Below are 26,197 nucleotides of genomic sequence, written 5' to 3' on the forward strand. Positions count from 1 at the left end.
AGGTTGATAGAAAATTGAAGTCTGTAGCTGTGAATAAAAAGATTAGTCTAGCTGCGATCGCTATGTTAGCAGCAGGAATTGCAGTCGGATGTTCTAAACCAGAACAACCCCAGGCGGCAGAACCGAATCTAACCCCGGTTCCCACTACACCTCTACAAACAAATCAGCAAAATCCAGAGAGTGTTGTACCTCCTTCTACCCTTGTAACAGCGACAAGCAACCAAGTTCAACAGCTTCTATCTACCAAAAAATGTCAAGGCTGTAACCTCCGAGGCGCTAACCTAGATAAAGCCGACCTCAACGGAGCCGATCTAAGTAATGCCATCCTGATTGATGCTGACCTAGATGAAACTAATCTCAGTAATGCTAACCTGAGTGGCGCTGATTTAACTGATGCAGACTTAGGAAAGGCAAATTTGACAGGAGCAAACCTCAGCAAAGCTAATTTTACGAAAGCCGATCTAGAGGATGCAAATTTGACCAATGCTAATGTTACCAATGCAATTTTTACAGGGGCAGACTTAGAGCGGGTAATTGGGTTGCGTCGCTAAGGTGCGTTGGCATCGCCACTAATTACGCACCTATGCCTAATTCCAATTCCTACCTTTCTTGATTTTTTTTGTTAAACTTCTCTACCGCCTGTGTGTGAAGAAGTCAGCGTCAAGAAATAGCCATCGGGCCCAGTCAAAGTAAATGAACTGTGGATTCTGCCTGTTTCGATCTCAGAAACAGTCAGTCCCCACTTCCTAAAAGTATCTCTGATGGCTACAACATCATCTACCATCAGATCGAAAGGCGCATTAATTCCAGGAGCGATCGCTTCTGAACTAGTCCTCAAAACTAAGTGCGTTCCCCCCCGTAATTCCAAAACAGCTAATTGTTCCGATTGGGTAATCAAGCGCAGCCCTATCTTGACAAAAAAATCGCTAGCCTCCGGTATATTACTCACATATAATCTCACATGCCCAATCGCCACAGGAGGGCGGGCATCTTTTTGTTTTGCAATAGTTTCAGGTAGTGACATCGTTTTAATCTAAGAATATTTCGTTTATTTACACCTACTTACTTGAACGAGGGACTGGGGATTAGGGACTGGGGATTCAGATCCCAACCAAGTTTTGTCCCTTGCGCGTCTCTAAAAGTTGAAAACTATTTCTAGTCCCCAGTCCCCAGTCCCCAGTCCCCAGTCCCCAGTTCCAGAGCGCCATTCCTAAGAAACAAGATAACGCCGAAGTCGGAGAATCCTGGCACGACCCGTTAAAGATAAGAGATTAACAGCCACTAGTAGTACGCCAAGGGAACTTGACGGCGTAAAGGGTAAGGGCGAAGGGGGAAAGGGTTTAAATCCCTTACTCTTTTCCCTTTCCCCTTTCCCCAGCCCTCGCTTAGCATTTTTGGGTTGGCAGACTACTAGCTTACAACACAGCAAGAGTGCAAGCATTAATCAAAAAATCTTTTTGTAAGATGCTTGATTCTTCTGGCTGTCTGTGATAGGTTTCTCTTTAAGCCTTAAAACTATAAGTCTATCGATTTACCGTAGTTTATTAGATATCATTAACTTTAGGGACTTCCAAACAAAAAATATCCCACTATTTATTGTAGGGCTAGTGTATCTTTTACCTTTGATTGTGAGCGCTCATGTTGCCTACACCACAATATTGGATAATTTATTTTTTGGAAATCCCTTAGTTAGAGGGATTTTGAACTAAGAAAAAATCACTAACATAATGGAGTTGATCTATTGCAGGCAGTACATTACAAACCAACGATTTAGAAATTAATCTTTAAGCCAGGGCAACCTTATGAGTAAAATACGTGCTGTAATTGTTGATCCTAACGTGGTTGGGCGTTTGGCCCTGAGTGAAGTGACTGCACCAAAACCTGCCCCAGATGAAGCTTTAGTCAGGGTAGCGGCGATCTCTCTGAATCGGGGAGAAATAAAGCGTTCAACCACTGCTGAGGCTGGTTGGCAACCTGGTTGGGATTTGGCAGGTGTAGTGGAAACCCCTGCTGCTGATGGGTCTGGGCCTCCCCAAGGGGCGCGTGTAGTTGGCTTGCGCCGTGCTGGTGCTTGGGCAGAACTTGTATCTGTTCCCACGAATGCCTTAGCAGAAGTGCCACCATCAGTATCTTTTGCTCAAGCTGCTACCCTACCTGTAGCGGGTTTAACTGCCTATCATGCAGTGCTGAAAGGTAGTTCACTTCTAGGTCGTCCAGTTTTGGTTACAGGTGCATCAGGAGGCGTTGGTTACTTTGCTATCCAATTGGCGCAACTGTCAGGAGCGCAAGTTACAGCACATATTCGTCAAGCTGGCTATGAAACTTTAGTTAGAGAAGCAGGGGCAAAATCAGTGGTGATTGGCGAAGACCTTTCACCTGCCAGCGAGTATGGCCCCTATCATCTAATCATAGAATCAGTTGGTGGCAAGACTTTGGGGGTAGCCCTTAGCTTACTGGCACAAGATGGAAAAACTGTACTGTATGGAGTCTCTGGAGGAGCAGAAGTGACATTCAACGCTGCCCAATTTTTCGGGACTGGTAGCGTTAGCTTGTATGGTTTACGTCTGTTTGATGAATTGAGATTTGAATCGGCAGCAGTCGGTTTAAAACGGCTTTTGAGTTTAGTGGAAGCCGGTCAGTTGCATCCTCACATTGATTTAGAAGCTTCTTGGACACAAATAGCTGATGTCGCACAACAACTACTTGACAGACGTTTTCCTGGTAAGGCTGTGTTGCACGTTTCCAATTGAGAATTACCAAATAATTATCTTTCGTTTATCCACTGGATTAGGGATATTTACAAGATACTCAATCTGGAGATGGAAATAATATTGATGTTTGGATAGGTAGCTTGTTGAATCAGACAGTAACTGCCGTCATTTGTAGTGTTGATTTAGCAAAGCGGGATACAGAAATCAAGATACTTCTAGGTTGTACATCAGAGGAAAGACAAGCGATTTTAGATATCCATAATACAGGCTCTCAATCGGCAATATTATTGGTTCGCAAGTAAATTAAATTTATAAGGGTTATAAGGGTAAATTTGTATGAGTTTAGAACTAAAACTATCAGGTAAAACAGCGATCGTCACAGGCGGAAGTGCAGGAATTGGGTTAGCTACTGCCAAAGCCCTTTATAGTGAAGGTGTGAATGTTGCGATCGCAGCCCGCAATCAAGAAAGACTAGAAAATGCAGTAGCTATCATCCAATCTCTACCTACCCCAGGGGCGAAAGTTATTGCCATCAGTGCTGATTTAACCAAAGCAGAGGATATTGAGAAAGTTGTTTCAACTACCTTAGCCCAGTTTAATCAGATTGATATCTTAATTAATAACGCTGGTTCAGCCCGTGCTGCATCTTTCCTTGAATCCACTGATGATTTATTTTTGGATGCTTGGAACCTAAAATTATTGGGCTACATCCGCCTAGTTAGAGCCGTTGTTCCCCATCAAAAAAGCCGGGGTGATGGACGGATTGTGAATATAGTTGGCGGTGCAGGACGTACACCTCGCCCTAACTTCCTTGCTGGTGGTACAAGCAATGCGGCTTTGCTCAACTTTACAAAAGGCATTTCTAAAGAGTTAGCTGAGTATAAGATTCGTATTAATGCCATATCGCCCGGTGCTACAGCTACTGAGCGTGCCGAGACTTTAGCTCGGCAAAATGCTCAAGCGCAAGGGATTACCGTGGAGGAAGTGAAGGCACAAAGTATTCAAAGTATTCCTTTAAAAAGAATTGCCCAGCCAGAAGAAATTGCCGCATTAGCTCTATTTTTGGTGTCCGATCTAGCGGCATCAATTACAGGAACAGAGATTATCGTTGATGGCGGTTCTACCCCTAGTATTTAGCAGATGAAAGGAATTAAAAATCAGCAGATTTTTCCTTCAATCCAAAATTGAATGATTGCTGACAACCTAAATAAAAACATTAGCCCTTTTAAGGTGACTTGTAAAATCTCTTTTTTCTCTCTGCGCCCTCCGCGTCTCTGCGGTTAAAAATCTTTTCTTTAACCACAGAGTCAGAGAGAACACATTAAGAGGTTAAAGAAGAGTTTCTTTAGCCAAATTTTCACTCAACTTGAAAAGGCTAGTCCCAAACATAAACTTATTGGAGAGAAAAACATGGGTTCTCAATACTTTGATATCAAACCAGTTGCAGGACGTATCGGTGCTGAAATTATCGGTGTTAATCTGAGTTCTAATCTCAGCGATGACATTATTAGCGATATTCGCAAGACTCTAGTCAAACACAAAGTGATCTTTTTCCGAGGTCAGCAACAACTTGATGCTGATGGACAGGTTGCCTTTGCCCGTCGTTTTGGTCAACTTACAACAGCCCACCCCACTGTACCATCGCTGCCAGAAAATCCAGAAGTTTTAGACCTGAATTATGGCCGCACCACTTCCCGCGCCAATAGCTGGCATACCGATGTGACATTTGTAGACCGTCCTCCTCTCGGTTCTATCTTACGAGCGCTTGAAATTCCTCCGACGGGTGGCGATACAATCTGGGCAAACTCTGTGACTGCATACCAAGACTTACCTACCCATTTGCGTAACCTCGCAGATCAACTTTGGGCAGTACACAGCAACGCCTTCGACTATGCAACTGGATTCGATCTATCTGAAGATACTAAGGCTTACCGGGCTGTCTTCACCTCGACTGTATACGAGACTCTGCATCCAGTTGTACGCATCCATCCCGAATCTGGGGAGCGTGGACTATTCATCGGCGGATTTGTGCGCCAGTTCCGTGGCTTATCGACAACTGAATCAGATGATATTCTCCGGCTGTTGCAAGCATACATAACACGTCCTGAGAATACAGTCCGTTGGCGTTGGCAAGTTGGTGATGTAGCCTTTTGGGATAACCGAGCTACTCAACATTATGCGATCGCAGATTACGGCAACCAGCCCCGCCACGTTCAACGAGTTACAATTGTCGGCGACCTCCCATTTGGCATCGATGGTAAACAAAGTGAAGCCATCAAAGGAGACGCTTCTGAATACAACCGACGTGAAGCGGTGACTGCATAATAGGATCTTTGACAGAGAAGGGGCACAACTAGGTGTGTGCCCCTTGATGGCATATCATTATTAAATCCTCTAAATTTATGGAACAGAATTCAGGAGTCAGGAGTCAGGAGTCAGAATTCAGAATTCAGAAATGTTTTCTGTACGAGTGGCGGATAGCGCAGCGTTTGAATCCCCCACTGATTTATTCTGACTCCTGAATTCTTCTTCAATTATGAAGATTCTTTTTGCCTCCTTAAAAATTACGAATTACGAACTATAAGACTCCTATTTGATTTGTGAAAAAAACTTGGTACATTTTAATTTGCTAGAATCCTCTTGTATCTTTCCTCCTACCTAATAAGCCAAGTAATTTCACGAATTAAACCGGATTACTATAGTATAAAATATGTTTTTCTCCGCTATACTTTTTGATTTAGATGGGACATTAACAGATCCTAAACTTGGTATTACTCGCTGCATTCAATATGCTTTATCTGAACTTGGTTACAAACCACCGGATGCTGATGAATTGCATTGGTGCATTGGCCCACCATTGAAAGACAGCTTTTCGCAGTTACTGAAAACCCTAGATGACATATTAATTGAACAGGCTATTTCACTATATCGTCGTCGCTTTGCCACTATTGGATTATTTGAAAACTCACTTTATCCCGATATTCCAGAAATCCTAAAATCAATTCGTTTTGCTGGTTATAAAACGTTTGTTGCAACTTCTAAACCATATATTTATGCTACCCAGATTATTGAGTATTTTGGCTTATCGTTGCTTTTTGATGGTGTTTATGGTAGTGAGCTAGACGGGACACGGAGCAGAAAAGGCGACTTAATTCAACATATTTTGCTAACAGAAAAATTTTTACCCTCTAATGTGGTGATGGTAGGCGATCGCTCTCATGACATAATTGGAGCCAAACACCATCATCTTGCTTCAATTGGTGTTACCTATGGCTATGGGACTGAAGAAGAATTAAAAGCTCATGGTGCTGACTTGATTGCCCATTCTCCAAACGATATTCCTGGATTAATAATTCGTAATTCTAAAGGCGCTAGATAAGCCGCCAGTAAACCCCCTGTGATAGACCAAACTGGATGAAAAGTGCTGAGTGCTGTAAATAATCTCTTAGCTTTACTACTCTGTACAAAAAATAAAAACCAGTATTTACTCTGATGATAGCTGTAAAACAGACAGCCATCATAACTAATGATGCATCACTCGTTACATTCTGGTATCGGGAAGCAACTAGTTGAAAAAGAATTCAGAGATCAGAATGGGGTAAACGCCCCGCTAACCCTAAGAGGAGTCAAGATCAAGGCTAATAAATCAGCCGATCATGGGTCTTCAACCCTTTTATTTAGAAGCTCAGAGACTTACTACCGCTACGCCATCCACTTTTTCGAGCGGAATAACCAACTGAATTCTGACCGGAGAATACAGAAAACGTTTTTGGCTCTGCTCCTGATTCCTGAATTCTTTTTTAGTAAAACTTAAGGAGGAGGGTTTCAGTGAAGCTAGTTATTATTGAAAAATCTAGTATTAAATCAGTATTTTCTACGCAACAAATATTTAATAATTATCTAAATATTATCTCTGAACTGCGACCTTTGGCATTTGGGTTTGCTTTAGCAGCAGTATTGTGTAATTATCAACAGGCCAATGCCCAAACACCCAATCCTGAGACTTTACCACCTGGTCGGTTAGAAGAAGTTCCTGTCACTCCCTTACCTGCTAATGTGTTGCCGAAGCCAACAGATAGCAATCAATTGTTGCCTTTACCAGCAATCCCAGATGATTTAATTCCGAGCCAAGATGACTCTAATGTTAAATTTCGGGTCGATCGCATTGAAGTTGTTGGTAGTACAGTTTTCAAACCAGAACAATTTGCCGCTATTACCAATCCCTTTGTGGGAAAAGAAGTGACATTTGCAGAATTATTGCAAATTAAAGATGCAATTACCAAACTTTACACTGATAACGGTTATGTGACTACAGGAGCATTGATTACACCGCAGACACTAGAAGCTGGAACAGTCAAGATTCAGGTGATTGAAGGCAGTCTGCAAGAAATCAAAATCATTGGTAATAGACGATTAAGTAGTAAATACATTCGCGATCGCATCAAACTTGGCGCTGGTAAACCTCTAAACGTACCCCGCTTACTAGAAAAACTTCAACTCCTCCGCCTCGATCCACGCATCCAAAACCTGTCAGCCGAATTGCAGACAGGTGTGCATCCGGGAAGCAATGTGTTGCAAGTTGAGGTTGAAGAAGCAGACACTTTTAAACTGACAGCAAGCCTAGATAATGGGCGATCGCCTAGTGTGGGTAGTTTTCGCCGAGGAGTGGATCTCCAAGAAGCCAATTTATTGGGCTTGGGCGATACCCTGAGTGTGGGATACGCCAATACTGATGGTAGTAATACAATTGATCTCAATTACACCTTACCGATTAATGCCCATAATGGCACTGTATCCTTTGGCTTTAGTCAAGGATGGAACCACGTGATTGAAAAACCGTTCAGTGTCCTTGATATCCAGTCAAATTCCCAGTCTTACGAATTGGGCTATCGGCAACCACTGATCCAAAAACCAACCCAAGAGTTGGCAGTCGGGCTGTCATTTTCGCGCCAGTCGAGCCAAACTGAGTTGGGTATTGATAATATTGGGCCATTTCGCCTCTCCCCAGGTGCAGACGAGAACGGAAAAACTAATATTTCGGCTTTGCGCTTTTTTCAAGAATATACCCAGCGAAGTAACCAGTATGTTTTTGCGGCGCGATCGCAATTGAGCTTTGGCGTAGATTGGTTCGATGCCAATGTCAGCGATAATGAACCAGATAGCCGCTTTTTCGCTTGGCGGGGACAAGCGCAGTGGGTGCGGCAATTAGCACCAGACACATTATTTTTAGCTAGGGGCGATTTCCAATTATCAGCAGATTCCTTAGTGCCTTTAGAGCAATTTGGTCTTGGCGGACAGCTAAGTGTACGGGGCTATCGCCAAGACGCATTACTCACAAATAATGGTCTGTTGTTTTCCGCAGAATTTCGAGTCCCCATCGTCCGCGCTTCTAAGATTAACGGGCTGCTGCAACTGACACCCTTCATTGATGTAGGTAAAGGCTGGAACGTCAACAGCGAAAATCCATCAACCAGTACCCTTGTTAGTACTGGGTTAGGGCTGTTGTGGAAACAGGGCGATGACTTGTTGGCCCGCCTAGATTGGGGTATTCCTCTGATTTCAGTGGATGGTGAAAAGCGATCGCTCCAAGAAAATGGGTTGTATTTCTCGATACGCTATTCACCGTTTTGAAGCGATCGTTTCAAAACTATGCTGTTTTGGGCATCCTCAAATATAAGGTATAAATAAAGGCTTGGCGATGAATGCGACCTCTGTTTGGTTGGTTCTGTGCGGTGGAATAGTACAGTTGATGGTAACGCCAATTTGGTGCGGGTTTGCTAAAGCTCAGGTAACTCCTGATAGCACCCTCAACACCACTGTCTCTCAAAGTGGCGATAACTTTACCATCACTAACGGTAATCGAGTTGGCAACAATTTATTCCACAGCTTCAGTCAATTTTCAGTTCTCAGCAACGGCTCGGCTTTCTTCAACAATGCCGCAGATATCCAAAATATCTTTAGTCGTGTGACTGGAGGCAGTGTTTCCCAGATTGATGGTTTAATTAAAGCCAACGGTAGTGCTAATCTGTTTTTGCTCAATCCTAGTGGAATTATCTTTGGAGCAAATGCCCAACTTAATATTGGCGGCTCCTTGATTGGGACAACTGCAAATAGCATTAAATTTAGCGATGGTATTCAGTTTAGCGCCATTAATCCCCAAAATAGCGCGTTATTGAGCATTAATGTTCCCATTGGTTTGCAATTTGGTAATAATCCAGGTGCGTTGGCGCAGCCCGCCGCAGGCATCGCTGTTCAAGGGTCAGGACACAATGCTCAACTAGGTGACTCACTTCAGGTTTCTGGATTAAACCTCGGTACGAGAGGATTACAGTTGCAACCTGGAAAAATGCTGGCATTGCTGGGTGGGAATATTGCCTTAGATGGAGGATTGCTTTCCGCACCAGGAGGGCAAATAGAACTTAGTAGCATCACTAACGGCAGCGTTGCTCTCAATTCCATCCCTGAAGGATTTGCGCTGAGTTATCCTAATGCTTCGAGTTTTGGCGATATTCAGATAACCCAACGAGCTTTAGCATCTACACGCGACCTTAGTGGGCAAAGGGGAGGAGCCATTCAAATTCACGGTAAACAGGTCAGCATTCGAGATGGTTCACTAATAGTAGTGCAAAATCGCAGCAATCAACCTGCTGGTGATATTGCAATCAATGCCACAGAGTTCCTCCAGATTATCGGCAAGTCTCCTGATTTTAAAAGTTCTAGCAGTTTAATTAATGAAACTATATCCCCAGGTGCAGCAGGGAATATTATCGTTACCACCCCACAGTTGAATATTGACGGGGGTGGGTATATCTTAAACCGTACCTTTAGCACAGCACTGGGTGGCAAGATTGCAGTAAATACTGATGAAATGCGGGTGAATGGTTTTGCATTTGGCGATCCTTCTCCTTTTCGAGCAGTCAGCCAGATATTAGCCGCTTCCTATGGGGCTGGAAAAGGTGGAGATGTCAACATTTCCACTCAAAACCTGTCTATTTTAGCTGGCGGCAATATAGCAGCAAGACCCTACCGTTTCGGTAATGGCGGCGATCTCATTGTCAAGGCAGATACAATTCAGGTGACAAATGAGGGAGCGCCAAAGGGTTTGTATTTTAGTCTGTTGTCTACTGCCACATTCGGGTTTGGTAATGCAGGGGATTTGAAAATCGATACCCGCAAGCTGTCGGTTCAAGCTGGCGGCAGAGTGTCAGCTTCTAGCATAGTTGTAGGAAATGCGGGTTCACTGACTATCAATGCATCTGAATCAATTGATGTGAATGGTTTCAAAGATGCAGCAAATCCCAGCTATATTGGTACTGCTGTTCGTCCTGTTTTTGGAGTTTCCAGCGCTACTTCAGGTAACACCACGATTAACACCCCACTTCTTAACATTAGTAATGGTGCAACAGTTTTTGTCCAAAACCTTGGCTTTGGTAAAGCTGGTACTCTAAACATTCAGGCAAATACCCTACGACTCGACAATGGGGCCAGTATTTCAGCATCCACAAAAGCAGGCGGTGGTGGTAACACTAATTTACAACTGCGGGATCTACTACTGATGCGTCATGGTAGCTTTATCAGTGCAGAAGCAGAGGGCAGTGGTAATGGTGGCAATATCACGCTTAATGCTCCGAACATCGTGGGTTTAGAAAACAGTGACATTATTGCCAATGCAGTCCAAGGAAAAGGTGGCAATATTCAAATTACTACCCAAGGAATCATTGGGCTGAAATATCGTCCTCAACTGACTCCCGAAAACGACATCACTGCCAGTTCCCAATTTGGAGTCAACGGTACGGTTCAAGTTAATACTATTGGTGTCGATCCCAATTCTGGCTTAGTGGAATTACCAACGAATGTCACTGATTCATCACAGCAAATAGCCAGTGGTTGTTCTGCAAATCAAGGCAGTCGCTTTGTCGCCACGGGACGGGGTGGTGTACCGCAAAATCCAAATCAGGAAATTAGGAGCGATGTCTACGATGGGCTACGCCTACGCACTTGGTCTGATCTGCGAGATTTATCAAATTACCGCAAAACAAGTCAAGTAAGCGCCCAAATCACCCAATCCCCACAGATTCTTGTCCAAGCTACTTCCTGGCATCGCAACGCCCAAGGCAAAATTGAATTAATTGCGGCTCAACCCAACCATGTACAACCATCTTTAACCTGTGCTGCAATGCCAAACTAATCAGTCTTGATACTGACTGCTAATCAGGTTTTTGATTGTACTTTGTAGAGCCGTTTTGGGTATCTTAAAATACAAAGTATCAATCAAGGCTTGGCGATGAGTACAACCTCTCTTTGGTTAGTCATGTGCGGTGGAATAGTACCGTTGATAGTAATGCCATTTTGGAGTGGCTTTGCCAACGCTCAGGTAACTCCCGACAGCACCCTCAACACCACTGTCTCTCAAAGTGGGGATAATTTCACCATCACCAACGGTAATCGAGTTGGCAACAACCTTTTCCACAGCTTTAGCCAATTTTCAGTTCCCAGCAACGGCTCGGCTTTCTTCAACAATGCCGCAGATGTGCAAAATATCTTCAGTCGCGTCACTGGGGGTAGTGCTTCCAACATTGATGGTTTAATTAAAGCCAATGGTAGCGCTAATCTGTTTTTGCTCAATCCTAGTGGGATTATTTTTGGCGCAAATGCTCAACTGAATATTGGCGGCTCGTTTGTTGGGACGACTGCTGAGGGGATTAAATTTAGCGATGGTGTTGAGTTTAGCGCCATTAATCCCCAAGCCAACCCCTTATTAAGTATCAATGTTCCCATTGGTTTGCAAATGGGTAGCAGCCCTGCACCGATTGCTGTTCAAGGTACAGGACACTCCTTAACTACAAACAGTGGATTGGCTCTGGCTCCCCTGAATCGAATTCCCAGTCCGACAAAACTGCAAGTGAAACCTGGAAACACCATAGCGTTAGTAGGTGGGAACTTACATCTGAATGGAGCTACCTTGAGTGCCGAACAAGGACAAGTAGAATTAGGCAGTGTAAGCGGTGTAGGATTTGTTCGCCTGATATCAGACCCACGAGGCTACACACTAGGGTATGGAGATATACAAAACTTTGGCAATATTCAGCTAGCAAAGCGATCGCTATTAGATGTAAGTGGACTAAACGCCGGTTCTGTGCAAATCCAAGGCGAACAAATTGAATTTACCGATGGATCTCTGGTACTATCCCAAAATTTAGGTAGTCTCCCTGGTGGTGAAATTCATTTACAGGCAACAAAGGCCATTAATTTAGTAGGCACAACACCCAATGCCGCAATTCGGAGCGGAGTTCGTAATGAAGCTTTGGGTAGGGGAGCCGGTGGAAATATCAGCGTCATTACCCCCAGCTTGACTCTCAAACTGGGAGCGGGTTTGAATAACTCAACAATGGGAATGGCTCCTGGTGGCAATATTCAAATTGAGGCGATGGCGATCGATCTATCTGGTTCTTCACCCATTAATCCTACTGTGATCACCTCCATCAACAGTACCACTTTAGGTAGTGGAAATGCTGGTGATGTCTTCGTCAATGGGAATAATCTACTGGTATCAAACGGTGCTTCACTCTCTTCAAGTACATTTGGCAATGGGTCTAGCGGGAAAGTAACGATTCGCAACACCAATACCACGATAATCGGAGAAAGCCTTCCAGAGCTTTATAGCAATATTAGTATAATTACATTTGCCACCGGAAATGCAAAAACCTTAACGTTGAATACCGCTAACTTGCAAATTCTGGATGGAGGAGCAGTTGCTGCAACCGCATTTTTTGTCGGTAATGGAGGAAATTTAAGCATTAACGCCAGCGAATCAATTACAGTTAGCGATCGCGGCAGCGCAAATAACAGCAGCATCAATGCATCCACCATTCGACCTAACCCTCTATTGCGGAAGCGATTTGGTTTACCAGATATGCTGACGGCTAATGCAGGTACTGTGAGTATTATCACCCCAAAGTTAACCTTGACTAATGGCGGAACGGTTAGTGTCACTAGTCAAGGCAAAGGAAATGGTGGCAATCTGAAGATCGATGCAGATACGCTTCAATTAAATCATCAAGGCTTTATCCAAGCCCAAACAGAATCTGGGAATGGCGGTAATATTACCTTACAAACTACAAAACTGTTGTTACTACGAGATAATAGCCTAATTACCTCAACAGCTGGCGGTAATGGTAATGGGGGTAATATCAATATCAATGCACCCATTATAGTGGGATTAGAAAACAGTGATATTGTTGCTAATGCAGTGCAAGGTCGTGGTGGTAATATCCAAATTAGTACTCAAGGTATCTTTGGTCTGAAATTTCGTGACCAGCTTACACCAGACAATGATATTACTGCAAGTTCACAGTTGGGTGTGAATGGTAATGTGCAAGTCAATACCGTTGGTGTCGATCCAAATTCTGGCTTAGTTGAACTACCAGCGAATGTCAGCGATTCATCGCAGCAAATAGCCAGTGGTTGTTCTGCAAATCAAGGTAGTAGTTTTGTCGCCACGGGAAGGGGAGGAATACCGCAAAATCCCAATCAGCAAATTGGGAGCGATGTCTACGACGGGCTACGCCTACGCACTTGGTCTGATATCCGCGATATTTCTGCATATCGCAAAAAAGGTCAGGTAAATGCCCAGATTCCAGCATCATCAGAGGCTATCGTTGAAGCCACAGGTTGGCATCGCAATCCTGACGGCAAAGTTGAATTAATTGCGGTGCAATCTCCCATACGTATACAGCCACAGTTAAATTGTGCTGCGGTTTCTAAGAGTTAATGAACAAAATATTTACTTTTACTCGTGATTGTACGGTTTGTAACAATGAATCTTTAAAGTTACGATCTTAAACAGGATGATAAAAATAAAACAGGATTCAGAATACAGAACTCAGAACTCAAAATTTGTGAATACTCTATACATAAAGGGATAGAGTTTTAAGGCGAGAATATTTTGATTTTTTTCACTTGACTTCGGGCGAAAGCGTGTAGTGAAGCGTTCGCGGTAGCGTCTTGTAGAGTTGCCAGGTTTTAACCTCTATTCGTCACCCACTCGTACAGAATTCATAACTGAATTCTGACCGGAGGCGGAGCGTCTCCGGCTCCGCTCCTGAATTCTGAATTCTTCTTATAAAAGTACTCTGATATGTACCTGATAATATCATCTCAAAACACTTTATTTCTCGTTTAAACTGCCTATTTCTGCAAATTTGAAAAGAGTCTTAAAAGCGTTTTTTATAACAGTTTATGAGGTAGATTGTTTATTCTGCTAGCGATCGCTCTGACAGTATTTCAATCTAACAAATTTCCGATTTTCTCAATAAGTACTCTCTTAGGCTTTTACCTGAGCAGTGCTATGGCTGACTGGATAACCAAGTCGGTTAAAAACCCATTGTCTATTATTAGGAACATAGAAATGAAATCAATTCTTGAGTTGATTGAGCAGAAAAACCGCGAATATGCTCAATTGCCGTTCTTTAAGTATATGGAAGACGAGTCCATCGATCCACGGCAGAGGCTAGCATTTGCACCTGTGATTACTCCACTCGCACTGGAGTTTAGCGAGTTGTGCAAACGAGTTCTTAGAGATGAGCCAACGACTAATTACGTTCAAGAGATGGTAAATCTGCACACACACGAAGAACATTTCCACTGGCAATGGTTACTAGAAGACATGGAGAAGATGGGAATTGATTATCCCATGCGCTTCAGTGATGCGGTGCGATTCCTTTGGAGCAATGAAACCAAGGTTTCCCGTTCCATGTTTCCTCTCTTTGAGCGGTATACTCGTGGCGCAGATCCAATCATCAGATTGGTTGCCATTGAGGTATCTGAGGTTACAGCGAATGTCTTTTTCCGTTCAACCATGTCTGCTGCTTTACAACTGCAAGGAATGACGCAAGCAGAGTTCCGTTACTTTGGTGTGCGTCATAACCATATAGAAAATACCCACACTCTTCATACTCCCGCTTCTTTGCAAAAAATGAGAGAGATTGAGGTGTCAGAAGAGGTTCGTCAAAAAGGACTTGAGTTGATTGATGTAGCGTTTGTGTATTTTACAGACTTGATCAATGAGTTTTTAGTTTATATTCAGACTCATTCTTATCAAGAACCCTTTGCTAAAGTATACCAACCAGAGCGATCGCTAACATCTATCTAAGCTATCTGCTCAATTTTCATTCAGCGACGCTAAAAGAGTCAAATCCTTTTATCGGTGCTTCTTGAACGGTGACAGTTACTATGTAAATAGCGTTGCGTGCTTGCTGAATTGGTTGAATTTCTCCATCATGGTCAATAGCTCGACTCATCAAGCTATATTTTCCTGGCCTTGGTGGAGTCCATTGAAATGTGAATCGTTGCCAAGCATATTCTAGGCGTGTTTCAACTTCAGCAGCTTGCCAGGTAATGCCACCATCTGTACTAACATCGACTGACTGGATACCGTCAGATGCCCAAGCCCAGCCCCAAGATGTTTGAGGTTGAAGGTATAAGACTTCATTTTGAGAAGGATGAACAATTACAGACTCCGGTGCAACTTCCCAAACGGGTTTTAAAGTTGCATTATCGCCTCCAGGTTGTTCGTTATAGAAAGTTGTTGTAAAAGGCCCTGGCGATCGCCGATCTGTGACATAAATATGTGATAGCCATTTTACAAAGTTAGTACCATAATACCCTGGAACCACAAGCCGCAAAGGAAAACCCCGCTCTGCTGACAAAAATTCACCGTTAAGCTTGTACGCCAGAAGCACATCATTATCCAATGCTTTTGCGATTGGAATATCTTTAATATATGAATCGCTAGAAACTCCCTCATAAGCACCGCGATCGATTCCAGTGAACCAGATATAACGGGCTTCAGGTTTAACTTGCAATTGATTAAGAATTGCTCTAAGCGAAACTCCACCCCATATAACATTACTAATGGTTCTTGTCGGAACTTTTGGTTCAAGTGGATTACCTGAACATTGGTGGAAAACAGTTAATTCACGATATTCCAGATTCAGCAAATTTTCATAGGACAATTCAAGACTCTGCTCTACTAATCCCGAAATTTTCAACTTCCATTGAGTTAGATCAATAGCTGGGATTCCCAGATGGCTGAGAACGAACAGATGGTTTTCAGGAGTAATAAAAGACTTAAGATCGTGAACACCAAGAGGAAACTTTGCAATCATTCCAAGGTAGCTCATGCTCTGATCTTCTAAAGTTTTGTTGAATCCATTCATTTAAGCAACTTTCCATTAACGATTTTCCAAACTTTTTTATTTATAAAGAAATACTTAAGTCTAGGAAGGGTATTGGTCAATACTGCTCGGGTAAAGCATTTTTAACTCGGAATTTGATTTGGGGAAAAGGTTAAAGGTTTTTTCTTTCCTTTTCCCCCGCCCCTTATCCCCAGAGGGGGCCCCACCTTCCCCTTTTCCCTTTAACCGACAAGTATTGGGGTATCGGTAAAGCACGGTCTTAATAGAGCGACTATACTCCAATATGGTTCACTTAAGGGCTATTGGTAAAAAATTTTTGGTTTTTGAGACGCGATAAATCGCCGTCTCTACAAGTGCTTTGGTCTTATCTGAATTGTATTGGACTATACTCTGTTGATATAGCTCAACCGGGTTTCTCAATTTTTTACCTGAAGAAAATTACATAATCAATTGTGATACTTCGAGTTAATTAGGGAAAACTGAACTCAGGTTATCCAGTAGCAAGTTTTATGGTAGAGAATCGAGTTGATATTCCCGGCTATGGGATTGGTGAAAGAATTTACACCAGCGCTCGCACCCTGGTTTACCGAGGTTGGCGCGAAGCCGATCAAACTCCTGTTGCGATCAAACTTCTTAAAAGTTCTTATCCCAGTCTGATTGAGTTGGCTCAATTCAAGAATCAGTACTCAATTGCAAAAATCTTAAATGTTCCTGGGGTTGTTCGGATTTATAGTCTGGAGAGTTGTCAAAATCGGCCAGCCCTGATATTGGAAGACTTTGGCGGAATTCCTTTGAAGGAATATACCCCTTTTAGAATCAAAGGACTCAGCGAGACAGGAAATCAGGAAAATTCTTCACCTCTGCATCCTAATTTGTTGACTGAATTTTTACAGGTGGCGATCGCACTTGCTGATATTCTGGCCGAACTCTATCATCACGAAATTATTCACAAGGATATTAAACCCGCCAACATTCTGATAAATCCTACCACAAAAGAGGTAAAACTCATTGATTTTAGCATTGCTTCACTGCTGCCAAGAGTTAACCAAGTTTCAACTAGCCCGACTGTTTTAGAAGGAACCCTCGCCTATCTCTCCCCCGAACAAACCGGGCGAATGAATCGGGGGATTGATTACCGCACTGACTTCTATTCACTCGGAGTCACTTTTTATGAACTCTTAACAGGACAAGTGCCATTTCAATCGGATGATTTAATGGAATTGGTGCATTGTCATATAGCGAAACAACCACCACCATTAGGAAATAGAGAAGAAATTCCCCAAATTATCTGTGATATTGTGATGAAACTGATGGCGAAAAATGCTGAAGATCGCTATCAGAGTGCATTAGGGCTAAAACACGATCTGCAAATTTGTTTAGAGCAATTGCACTCAAGTGGAAATATTATCCCATTCCAGCTAGGTTACAGGGACGTTTGCGATCGCTTTGTCATTCCCGAAAAGCTCTATGGCCGGGAAGTAGAAGTGGCGATGCTGCTAGCAACCTTTGAGCGGGTACGCCAGGGAACTTCTGAAATGATGCTTGTAGCAGGTTCCTCTGGTATTGGGAAAACAGCAATTGTCAACGAAGTTCACAAACCAATCACCCGTCAGCGCGGATACTTTATCAAGGGCAAATTCGATCAATTTAATCGTAATATTCCCTTTTTTGCTTTGGTGCAAGCCTTTCGGGACTTAATGGCCCAACTTTTGACAGAAAGTGATGCTCAAATTGACCAGTGGAAAGCCCAAATTTTATCTACCTTGGGTGAAAGTGGTCAAGTGATTATTGAGGTGATTCCAGAACTTGAACGAATTATTGGCAAGCAGCCCTCCGTCCCAGAATTATCGGGTACTGCTGTTCAAAGCCGCTTCAATTTGTTGTTTCAAAAATTCATTCAAGTATTCACCACCCAAGAGCATCCCCTAGTTATTTTTTTGGATGATTTACAGTGGGCAGATTCGGCTTCTTTAAAACTCATGCATCTGTTAATGAGTGAAGCCAGCAACTCTTATTTGCTAGTGATTGGAGCATATCGGGATAATGAAGTTTCTTCTGCACATCCTTTAATGTTAACCATTGAGGAAATGCGTCAAGAAGCGATTACAGTTAGTAGTATTGTCCTTTCTGCCCTCACTCAAACCGACCTGAATCAACTGATTGCAGATACACTCAAATATTCAACAGAACAAGCAACTGCGATCGCAAATCTGGTATATCACAAGACCAAGGGTAATCCATTCTTCACCAACCAGTTTCTCAAGTCCCTCCATGAAGATGGATTGATTGCTTTTGCTAGCAAAACAGGTGATTGGCAGTGCAATATTGCTCAAATCCGGGCGCTTTCTTTTACAGAAGATATTGTCGAGTTTGTGGCACTACAACTCCAAAAATTACCATCGCAGACTCAGGATGTTCTCAAACTGGCTGCTTGTGTGGGTAATCAGTTTGATTTAGAAACCCTATCGCTTGTCTATGAAAAATCTCCAGCCCAAACCGCAGTAGATTTGTGGCCAGCCCTCAAGGACGAATTAATTTTACCCAGTGGAGAAGGGTATACATTTTTTCAGGATGAGTCTGTTGTCATGGATGATTTGACAAATGGCAACACATCAATAAAGATTACCTACAAATTTCTCCACGATCGCATTCAACAAGCCGCTTATTCACTAATTCCGGCTCATCATAAACCAGCAACTCACCTCAAAATTGGTCAATTATTGTTGAGCAATACCCCGGAAACTGAGCAAGAATTGCTGATGTTTGAAATTGTCAATCAATTGAATATTGGCATAGAACTGATCGCATCTGTTGGCGATCGCGAACAACTGGCACGACTCAACCTGCTGGCAGGAAAAAAAGCTAAATCTTCCACAGCTTACCAAGTAGCGATTGAGTATTTAACTACCGGGATTCGTTTATTGGGATGCGACTGTTGGCATCAGTATGAATTGGCTCTGGCACTGCACGAATCAGCCGCCGATGCTGCTTATCTTGGTGGCGAGTACGAACAGATGGAACAATTGGCTCAAATAGTTATCCAGCAAGCCAAAACTCCACTGGATTTAGTTGGCATTTACGAAACAAAAATCCAGGCGTATACAGCTAAAAATGATGTGCTAGGTGCGATCGCGATCGCCCGTCAGGGAATGAGTCAATTCGGCGTGGTTTTCCCAGAAACACCCACCTTCCAAGATATTCAGCAAGCCCTGCAAGCAACTGCTACTCTAATTAACGGTCGTGATATTGCAGAATTGGTTGATTTACCTGTGATGGTAGCCGCAGATAAGCTTGCAGTTAACAGAATTGTGGCAAACGTTGCTCCAGCTGTTTACATTGCCGATCCAAATCTGTTTCCACTACTAATCTTGTCTCAAGTCCAAGCATCCATTGAGTATGGCAATGCTCCATTTTCTGCCTTTTGTTATGGCTGTTATGGCATTTTGTTGAGCGGAATTCTTCAGGATATTGAAACAGCCGATCAAGTCGGCAACCTGGCCTTAGCACTAACGGAAAAATTTAATATCAGCGACATCAAACCCACAGTATTTTATGTTGTGGGTGCTTTCATCACCTATTTGAAGTCTCCATTGCAAAAATCCTTACAGTTAATGCTGGAGGGTTACAAGATTGCCTTAGAAACTGGAAATGTCTACTATGTAGGCTTCAATACCAAAGATATCTGCCAGTATTCTTACTTTCTCGGTCGAGAGTTGAACTCCTTAGAGCAAGATATCCGCGCTTACTCTCATGTTCTGGAAAATTTTAAGCAAATCACGGCCCTTAACTACTGCCGTATCTTCTGGCAAACAGTGTTGAATTTGCAAGGGCTTGCTGAAAATCCCTGTATTCTTACAGGAGAGGCACTAAATGAAGCAGAATTTGTGACTCAACTGGTGCAAGCCAATGAATTGACAGGACTTCACTATTTCTTTCTTCACAAATTGATTCTCTGTTATCTATTTGAAAACCTTTCTCAAGCAGTGGAAACAGCGGCTCAAGCTAGAGAATATCTGGTTGCAGGTACGGGGTATGCTACTGTGCCGATGTTTTGTTTTTATGATTCCCTGACAGCGTTAGCAGAGTATTCTACAGCTACGCCCTCTCATCGAGAAATATTACTAGAACGGGTGAGAGAAAACCAGCAAAAAATGCAGATATGGGCGCACCACGCACCCATGAATTATTTGCACAAATTTGAACTAGTAAAAGCCGAAGAATGCCGAGTTTTGGGACTTATGGCGCAGGCAGTGGATCTTTACGATCGCGCGATCGCAGGGGCAAAAGCCAATAGATACATTCAAGAAGAAGCCCTTGGCAATGAACTAGCTGCCCGATTTTATTTAGAATGGAACAAAGAAGCGATCGCCCAAATTTACCTAGAAAATGCCTATTACAGTTACCTCAACTGGGGAGCGATCGCCAAAGTTAAGCAGTTAGAACACCAATATTCTCAATTATTGCTCAAGGTCTTTCAACAGGATGAAACTGGTTCTTTAACCCTCACCACCACAATCGGATTCACCCACAGTAGTTCCACGGGGACTGAAGCCTTAGATTTAGCAACAGTGATGAAAGCCTCTCACGCACTGGCTGGAGAAATTGAGTTAGATAAGCTGTTGACAACCCTGATGCAGGTTGTAATCGAAAATGCTGGGGCTGAAAAATCGGTTCTTTTGCTGCTTCAAGAGGATAATTGGGTAGTTGCGGCGAAAAAAACCAGCCAAGCAATGGTTGAAGAGGAGCTATTTCTACCACTGGCTACGCCTACCCATGAAAACCTGGGGACGATAAACCTACATTCCCTTCCTCTCTCAGACAGTCACGATATTCCCAAAGCGGTTGTGAACTATGTCTCCCGTACCTCCGAAACCTTAGTACTAGATGATGCCCGCAGAGAAACCACCTTTGCCAACGATCCCTACATCATTCTATGGCAACCCAAAAGCTTGCTATGTACGCCTATTCACAATCGCGGACAACTTATTGGCATCCTCTACCTAGAAAATAGTTTGACGACTGGAGCCTTTACCCAAAACCGCCTTGAGGTTTTGCGGTTGCTCACAGCCCAAGCTGCTATCTCGCTGCAAAATGCCATGTTGTATAACAATCTAGCCGTAACAAAAGCCCAACTAGAAGACTACAGTCATACTTTAGAGCAAAAGGTAGATCAGAGAACTCTTGAGTTGAATGACAAAAATCAGCATCTCTCGGCAACTTTAGAACAACTGCAACACACACAAAGCCAACTAATTCAAACTGAAAAAATGTCTTCATTGGGGCAAATGGTGGCAGGCGTTGCCCACGAAATTAACAATCCGATTAACTTTATCTATGGCAACCTCACCTATACCAATGAATATTGTCAAAATTTGCTACACTTAGTTGAGCAGTATCAGCATTACTATCCTCAACCATTTGCTGAAATTCAAGAAGAACTAGAGGCAATAGATTTAAACTTCCTTAAATCCGACTTACCAAAATTGTTGCAATCAATGAAAGTTGGGGCAGATCGTATCCGCCAAATTGTCCTTTCTCTCCGCAATTTCTCGCGTTTAGATGAGGCTGAAATGAAAAGTGTCAATCTTCATGAAGGTATAGACAGCACCTTGCTAATTTTACAGCACCGTCTAGAAGATAAAACACACCGCCCTGCGATTGATGTGATTAAGGAATATGCACAGTTGCCAGAAGTTAATTGCTACGCCAGTCAGATCAATCAAGTATTTCTGAATATTCTCAGCAATGCTATTGATGTATTGGATTCATCATTCACAACTAAAGATACACAAACCAAAATTCCTACCATTCAAATCCGTACCAAAATCACTGATGCCGATACAATAAATATTCAAATTGCAGATAATGGATATGGAATGTCTGAGGAGGTAAAACAGCGCCTATTCGATCCCTTTTTTACAACAAAACCAATTGGCACAGGAACAGGCTTAGGATTATCGATTACTCACTCTATTATCAAAAAACATGGTGGACAAATAAGCGTAATCTCCTCACCAGGAGCAGGAGCGGAGTTTTCTCTTTCTATTCCCTTAAATTGCTAAAGTAATAATAAACTTTGTCCCCTGCCCATAAGTTGACAAGCATTGGATTTGTCCATGATGTTTATCGATAATAATTTGGTAACTAATAGCTAATCCTAGCCCAGTTCCTTTACCCACAGCCTTAGTTGTAAACGATGGTTCAAAAATTTTAGCTTGCACTTCAGGAGGCATACCAAAAGCGTTATCTTCGATGCAAATTGAAACAGTTTTTTGCTGATGCTCTACTGATGTAGCGATCGCGATCGTGTGAGGTGTAGCAGCAATATCCTGAACTGAAGGGTTTTCATGGAGGTCATCAAATGCATCAATAGCATTAGCAATAATATTCATAAATACCTGGTTCAGTTGTCCGGGATAGCAAATAATTGGAGGTAAATTACCATATTTTTTGATAACCTCGATTTTCGGGCGGTTTCCTTGGTCTTGTAATCGGTGTTTTAAGAGCATTAAGGTACTATCAATTCCTTCGTGAATCTGAAATTCCACCATAGAGGAGATATCAGAGCGAGCAAAGGTTCTCAGAGAAAGGCTGATGTCTTTAAGACGACCAATTCCCTGGTACATCGATCCGATAATTTTTGGTAAGTCTTCAGCCAGATACTCTAAATCAATCTCTTCAACAAGTTCTTCAATTTCTGGGTCTGAATGTGATAGTTTTTGTTGTTGGAGATTTACCAAACGCAGGAGATCCTTGACATATCCCTCAATATGAGAGCAATTCCCACTAATAAAACCAATTGGGTTATTAATTTCATGACCTATCCCTGCAATCAGTTGTCCAAGGGTGGACATTTTCTCACTCTGGATTAGTTGTAGTTGAGTGTTTTGTAACTCTTGGAGAGATTGGGTTAATTCTGCGGTGCGTTCTTGCACTCTTTGTTCGAGGGTACGGGTGAGATGAGAGATTTTTAGATGTAACTTTAATCGAGCAATGACTTCTTCTTGTTGGAAGGGTTTGGTAATGTAATCGACTGCACCAATTTCCAGTCCTTTCACTTTGTCTGTAGCATCGGCCAAGGCAGTCATAAAAATGATCGGAATATTCTGAGTGATGGTATTGGCTTTCAACCTGCGGCAAGTTTCAAATCCATCAATACCCGGCATCATGACATCCAAGAGAATAAGATCGGGAGCAGCGTATTCTGTTTGTTCGATGGCAGATTCTCCATCGGTTGCCATGAGTGTTTTCCAGCCATATCCCTGAATCGCTTCTGATAGCACTTTCAGATTGTTAGGATTGTCATCTACCAAAAGAATATGCATTGGCTTCAAAAGAGGTTCGATCATTATTGACGTGACTCAGTTATTACAAAAGATTTAAGGAACTTACGGATTTTTCCGGTTTGGAAGTTGACAGTAAATTGGCTCAACTCATTTGCGAAAGGAGTTAGCTGACTATCTTGCTTAATTAACTCTTTTATAATTCCCTCAATTGCCTGAATATCTCCCATCATTGCTAGATGATAAAGTTGTTGTAAAACATCCTGTGATGGCAAAATCAATTCAGTATTAGCTTTCTGTTCAGGCTGGTAAGATAACTTTTGGGATGTAGATTGAGTATAAATCCACTCTACTTTTAGCAGCGATAGCTTCGCTGCTGCCTCGAAGGCAGAACGCAGTGCATTAAATAGTTCATCAATTTGCAGAGGTTTCGGTAAGAATGCTGTAGCCCCTGCCTGAAAACTCCGTTGCCGATTTGACTCGAAGACACTGGCACTAGAGACAATAATTGGAATAGAACGAGTTTCGGGATTTTCTTGTAAGTGAACCATCAATTCAAAGCCATCCATATTAGGCATAGCTAAATCAAGGAGAATCACGTCCGGGTGATGTTCAGTTACCATCTGTAGCGCATGTTTGCCGTCCCTTGCTTCTAGGGTTCCACAGCCAATTTCTTGGAGCAAACTGGTCAACATAGAGCAATGATTAGCATCATCATCAACAATCAGAATTTGAGGTGCAGTACCTTGAATTCCGGTAATTTTCTGATGGGTTGAGGCTGCTGCTACGCCCATCGTAGGTATCGTTTCTATCTGCCAGTCATGGGAAACTGGTACTGATACCATTAAATCTAGCCAAAAGATACTACCTTCACCCAGATGGCTCTGTACTTGAATTTGGCTGTCCATCAATGCCGCAATTCTTTGACTAATTGCTAATCCCAAACCAGTACCTTCAGATTTCCGCCCTGCTTCACCTACTTGCTCAAAAGCCAAAAAGATTTTCTCCAGTTGGTCTGGTGACATCCCAATACCTGTATCTTCAATCTGGAAACGAATTTTCTGGTGTGTCATTTGTCCATTGTCATTGGTCATTTGTTTTAACTCTTGATCCATGACTTCGACTTTGAAAGTGACGCTACCGTTGTCTGTGAATTTGATAGCATTACCGAGTAAATTGATCAAAACTTGTCTTAGTCGCTTTTCATCTACTTCAATGGCAACTGGTAGGCGATCGCTGATTAAGATATTAAATGCAATCCCTTTCTGTTTGGCTCGGATACTGCAAATTTCGGTTACACCATGTAAAAAACTGGTCAGATGTACATTAGTCGCAACCAATTCTAATTTCCGAGCTTCAATTTTTGAAAGGTCGAGAATGTCATTAATTAGCATCAGCAGGTGTGTGCCACATTGGTAAATGATGCTGACACCTTCAAGATTTTTCTCTGTCATGTTTGGCGATACTTCTAACACCTGAGCAAAACCAAGGATGCCATTAAGCGGTGTGCGTAGTTCGTGGCTCATATTTGCCAGAAACTCACTCTTTGCTTCGTTAGCAGCATCAGCAGCTTCCTTAGCCTCAAGTAGTTCATGAGTTCGTTCTTCAACTTTGAACTCCAGAGTTTTGGAATAATCCAATAGTTGAGCATTGGCAATTTCTAGTTGCTGATTTGCTTCTTCTAACCGCCTTTGTTTATAAGCATTTGTTGTTGCAATCACACTGCTGATAAATGCAGCTAAAGCGGGTGTAATTGGAATCAGAATGCCATGTAAAAACATCCCATAGCCACCCCCTACAAACACGCCACTGATACCTACAGTTGCCCAGAGAATTTTGCCACCAAGAATCCGCAACTTGCGACTGGATAAAAACCAACTACCACCAGAACCGATCGCAGACCATAAAATAATCCAGAGTGACGCAGCTATGCCAGAAACGCCGTACAGGTTTGTCTTCCCTGTTTTTGCCCCTTGCACTAGTTGATGGGCAATATTGGCATGGACAACAACCCCTGGTGTCGTTTTTTGGGCAGACATCCAGGAGGAACTGAAGGGTGTGTTGAAGAAGTCATTGGTACTAGCGGCGGTTGAGCCGATAAACACCATGCGATCGCGCATTAGATTGGCTGGAATTCGCCCTGCTAAGACATCACGCATGGCAACTGTCCGAAATGCCGCTTCTGTTCCATACCAATTGAGCAAAATTTGATAGCCGCCTAAATCACCATCAGAGTAGCCTGCTTCTTGGTTGTTTAGTGGTAAGTAAATTGCTTTACCCAACTGAAACTTTTGTTGCTTGGGGTCAATACTTTCTAAACTAATCTTGTCAGCTTCCAAGTACTTGAGCGCTACAACAGTTGCTAGCCCACCTTTGAGGGTGTCTTGCTCTTTAGCATCAGTTGCCGTCAGGAGGGCACGACGGACAAAGCGATCGCCATCCAAAACCAAATCTGCTAATCCGACTTGATCGAGCTTCTTCAATTCTGGCGACGGATTGACACGCTCTCCGGTGATTTTCTCAACGCCGATTAAATTGGGAGTGCTACGGAAGATTTTTACAAGTTCTTTATGTCCGCTTCCCTCCGGTAAATCTCGATAAAGATCCAAGCCAATGGCTCTGGGCTGCTGCGCCCGAATCTTTTCTAGTAATTTTGCTAATGCCCAATCTGGAATTGGCCATTTCCGTACCGATTGGATATCGCGCTCATCGATTGTGACAATCACAATTTCATCCGCGATCGTCTCTTGCGATCGCTGACGAACCCATTCGTCACGGATTTTCCATTCAAGTAAATTGAAAAATCCCAACGATTGCCCGACAATGACAGTCAAAGCAACAGTGGGAGTAATAATTAAAACGCTACGACTATGTTGGAAAAAAGTCTGGAATCTTCGCCACATGGTGACTGGGGATTAGGGACTGGGGACTAGGGATTGGGGATTGGGGACTGGGGACTGGGGATTAGGGATTGGGGAGCAGAGGGAAAATAATCAATGCCTAATGC

14 protein-coding genes are annotated in these 26,197 nt (G+C 42.9%); 10 read left to right on the forward strand and 4 right to left on the reverse strand.

Translation table 11 applies throughout. The features are described 5' to 3' along the window. Positions 1 to 29 precede the first annotated feature (29 nt). Positions 30 to 551, forward strand: coding sequence for a pentapeptide repeat-containing protein (locus tag RMZ41_RS06720; protein ID WP_322640240.1), 522 nt, complete (start codon positions 30 to 32; stop codon positions 549 to 551). A gap of 71 nt (positions 552 to 622) precedes the next feature. On the opposite strand, the gene RMZ41_RS06725 is transcribed toward RMZ41_RS06720, so the two are convergent. Further along, a complete protein-coding gene (locus RMZ41_RS06725; RefSeq protein WP_322640239.1) occupies positions 623 to 1,024 on the reverse strand; it encodes a VOC family protein in 402 nt (133 codons plus the stop codon). A 778-nt stretch (positions 1,025 to 1,802) separates the two neighbouring features. Here RMZ41_RS06725 and RMZ41_RS06730 point away from each other — a divergent pair. The 8 genes from RMZ41_RS06730 (at position 1,803) to RMZ41_RS06765 (ending at position 14,862) form a co-directional block, all read left to right on the forward strand. Further along, a complete protein-coding gene (locus tag RMZ41_RS06730) occupies positions 1,803 to 2,750 on the forward strand; it encodes a zinc-binding dehydrogenase (RefSeq protein ID WP_322640238.1) in 948 nt (315 codons plus the stop codon). Positions 2,751 to 3,047: 297 nt separating this feature from the next. Continuing rightward, complete coding sequence (locus RMZ41_RS06735; protein ID WP_322640236.1) at positions 3,048 to 3,848, forward strand: SDR family oxidoreductase; 801 nt, start codon at positions 3,048 to 3,050, stop codon at positions 3,846 to 3,848. A gap of 273 nt (positions 3,849 to 4,121) precedes the next feature. Continuing rightward, the gene (locus RMZ41_RS06740; RefSeq protein ID WP_322640235.1) at positions 4,122 to 5,036 is read left to right on the forward strand and encodes a TauD/TfdA dioxygenase family protein; all 915 of its coding nucleotides are present in this window, start codon (positions 4,122 to 4,124) and stop codon (positions 5,034 to 5,036) included. A 385-nt stretch (positions 5,037 to 5,421) separates the two neighbouring features. Continuing rightward, complete coding sequence (locus tag RMZ41_RS06745) at positions 5,422 to 6,090, forward strand: HAD family hydrolase (protein WP_322640234.1); 669 nt, start codon at positions 5,422 to 5,424, stop codon at positions 6,088 to 6,090. A gap of 506 nt (positions 6,091 to 6,596) precedes the next feature. After that, positions 6,597 to 8,342 (forward strand): ShlB/FhaC/HecB family hemolysin secretion/activation protein, encoded by a 1,746-nt coding sequence (locus RMZ41_RS06750; RefSeq protein WP_409874862.1) that lies wholly within the window; start codon positions 6,597 to 6,599, stop codon positions 8,340 to 8,342. A gap of 67 nt (positions 8,343 to 8,409) precedes the next feature. Then, on the forward strand, positions 8,410 to 10,899 hold the full coding sequence (locus tag RMZ41_RS06755) for a filamentous hemagglutinin N-terminal domain-containing protein (protein ID WP_409874839.1): 2,490 nt from the start codon (positions 8,410 to 8,412) through the stop codon (positions 10,897 to 10,899). A 96-nt stretch (positions 10,900 to 10,995) separates the two neighbouring features. Continuing rightward, entirely contained in the window at positions 10,996 to 13,482 is a 2,487-nt protein-coding gene (locus RMZ41_RS06760) for an S-layer family protein (protein ID WP_322640232.1), read from the forward strand. Between the two features lie 636 nt (positions 13,483 to 14,118). Continuing rightward, complete coding sequence (locus RMZ41_RS06765) at positions 14,119 to 14,862, forward strand: hypothetical protein (protein ID WP_322640231.1); 744 nt, start codon at positions 14,119 to 14,121, stop codon at positions 14,860 to 14,862. A gap of 16 nt (positions 14,863 to 14,878) precedes the next feature. Here RMZ41_RS06765 and RMZ41_RS06770 read toward each other — a convergent pair whose 3' ends face one another. Continuing rightward, positions 14,879 to 15,928, reverse strand: coding sequence for a molybdopterin-dependent oxidoreductase (locus RMZ41_RS06770; protein WP_409874841.1), 1,050 nt, complete (start codon positions 15,926 to 15,928; stop codon positions 14,879 to 14,881). Positions 15,929 to 16,416: 488 nt separating this feature from the next. Between RMZ41_RS06770 and RMZ41_RS06775 the strand changes: the two genes are divergently transcribed. Then, entirely contained in the window at positions 16,417 to 21,969 is a 5,553-nt protein-coding gene (locus RMZ41_RS06775) for an AAA family ATPase (protein WP_322640229.1), read from the forward strand. Here RMZ41_RS06775 and RMZ41_RS06780 read toward each other — a convergent pair. Next, positions 21,958 to 23,256, reverse strand: a complete 1,299-nt coding sequence (locus RMZ41_RS06780; RefSeq protein ID WP_409874843.1) for a response regulator — start codon at positions 23,254 to 23,256, stop codon at positions 21,958 to 21,960. The genes RMZ41_RS06775 and RMZ41_RS06780 overlap by 12 nt on opposite strands. Continuing rightward, the gene (locus tag RMZ41_RS06785) at positions 23,256 to 26,093 is read right to left on the reverse strand and encodes a CHASE2 domain-containing protein (protein WP_322640228.1); all 2,838 of its coding nucleotides are present in this window, start codon (positions 26,091 to 26,093) and stop codon (positions 23,256 to 23,258) included. Before RMZ41_RS06785 ends, RMZ41_RS06780 begins: the two co-directional genes overlap by 1 nt. Positions 26,094 to 26,197: the final 104 nt, after the last annotated feature.

The organism is Nostoc sp. DedVER02 (genome assembly GCF_034530675.2).
Classification (GTDB): Bacteria; Cyanobacteriota; Cyanobacteriia; order Cyanobacteriales; family Nostocaceae; genus Nostoc.

Bases quoted from the DNA above. Each gene is read 5' to 3' on its own strand.
- RMZ41_RS06725 (WP_322640239.1), bottom strand. From the start codon at position 1,024: ATGTCACTACCTGAAACTATTGCAAAACAAAAAGATGCCCGCCCTCCT.
- RMZ41_RS06760 (WP_322640232.1), top strand. From the start codon at position 10,996: ATGAGTACAACCTCTCTTTGGTTAGTCATGTGCGGTGGAATAGTACCG.
- RMZ41_RS06745 (WP_322640234.1), top strand. From the start codon at position 5,422: ATGTTTTTCTCCGCTATACTTTTTGATTTAGATGGGACATTAACAGAT.
- RMZ41_RS06785 (WP_322640228.1), bottom strand. From the start codon at position 26,093: ATGTGGCGAAGATTCCAGACTTTTTTCCAACATAGTCGTAGCGTTTTA.
- RMZ41_RS06735 (WP_322640236.1), top strand. From the start codon at position 3,048: ATGAGTTTAGAACTAAAACTATCAGGTAAAACAGCGATCGTCACAGGC.
- RMZ41_RS06730 (WP_322640238.1), top strand. From the start codon at position 1,803: ATGAGTAAAATACGTGCTGTAATTGTTGATCCTAACGTGGTTGGGCGT.
- RMZ41_RS06780 (WP_409874843.1), bottom strand. From the start codon at position 23,256: ATGATCGAACCTCTTTTGAAGCCAATGCATATTCTTTTGGTAGATGAC.
- RMZ41_RS06770 (WP_409874841.1), bottom strand. From the start codon at position 15,928: ATGAATGGATTCAACAAAACTTTAGAAGATCAGAGCATGAGCTACCTT.
- RMZ41_RS06740 (WP_322640235.1), top strand. From the start codon at position 4,122: ATGGGTTCTCAATACTTTGATATCAAACCAGTTGCAGGACGTATCGGT.
- RMZ41_RS06755 (WP_409874839.1), top strand. From the start codon at position 8,410: ATGAATGCGACCTCTGTTTGGTTGGTTCTGTGCGGTGGAATAGTACAG.
- RMZ41_RS06775 (WP_322640229.1), top strand. From the start codon at position 16,417: ATGGTAGAGAATCGAGTTGATATTCCCGGCTATGGGATTGGTGAAAGA.
- RMZ41_RS06765 (WP_322640231.1), top strand. From the start codon at position 14,119: ATGAAATCAATTCTTGAGTTGATTGAGCAGAAAAACCGCGAATATGCT.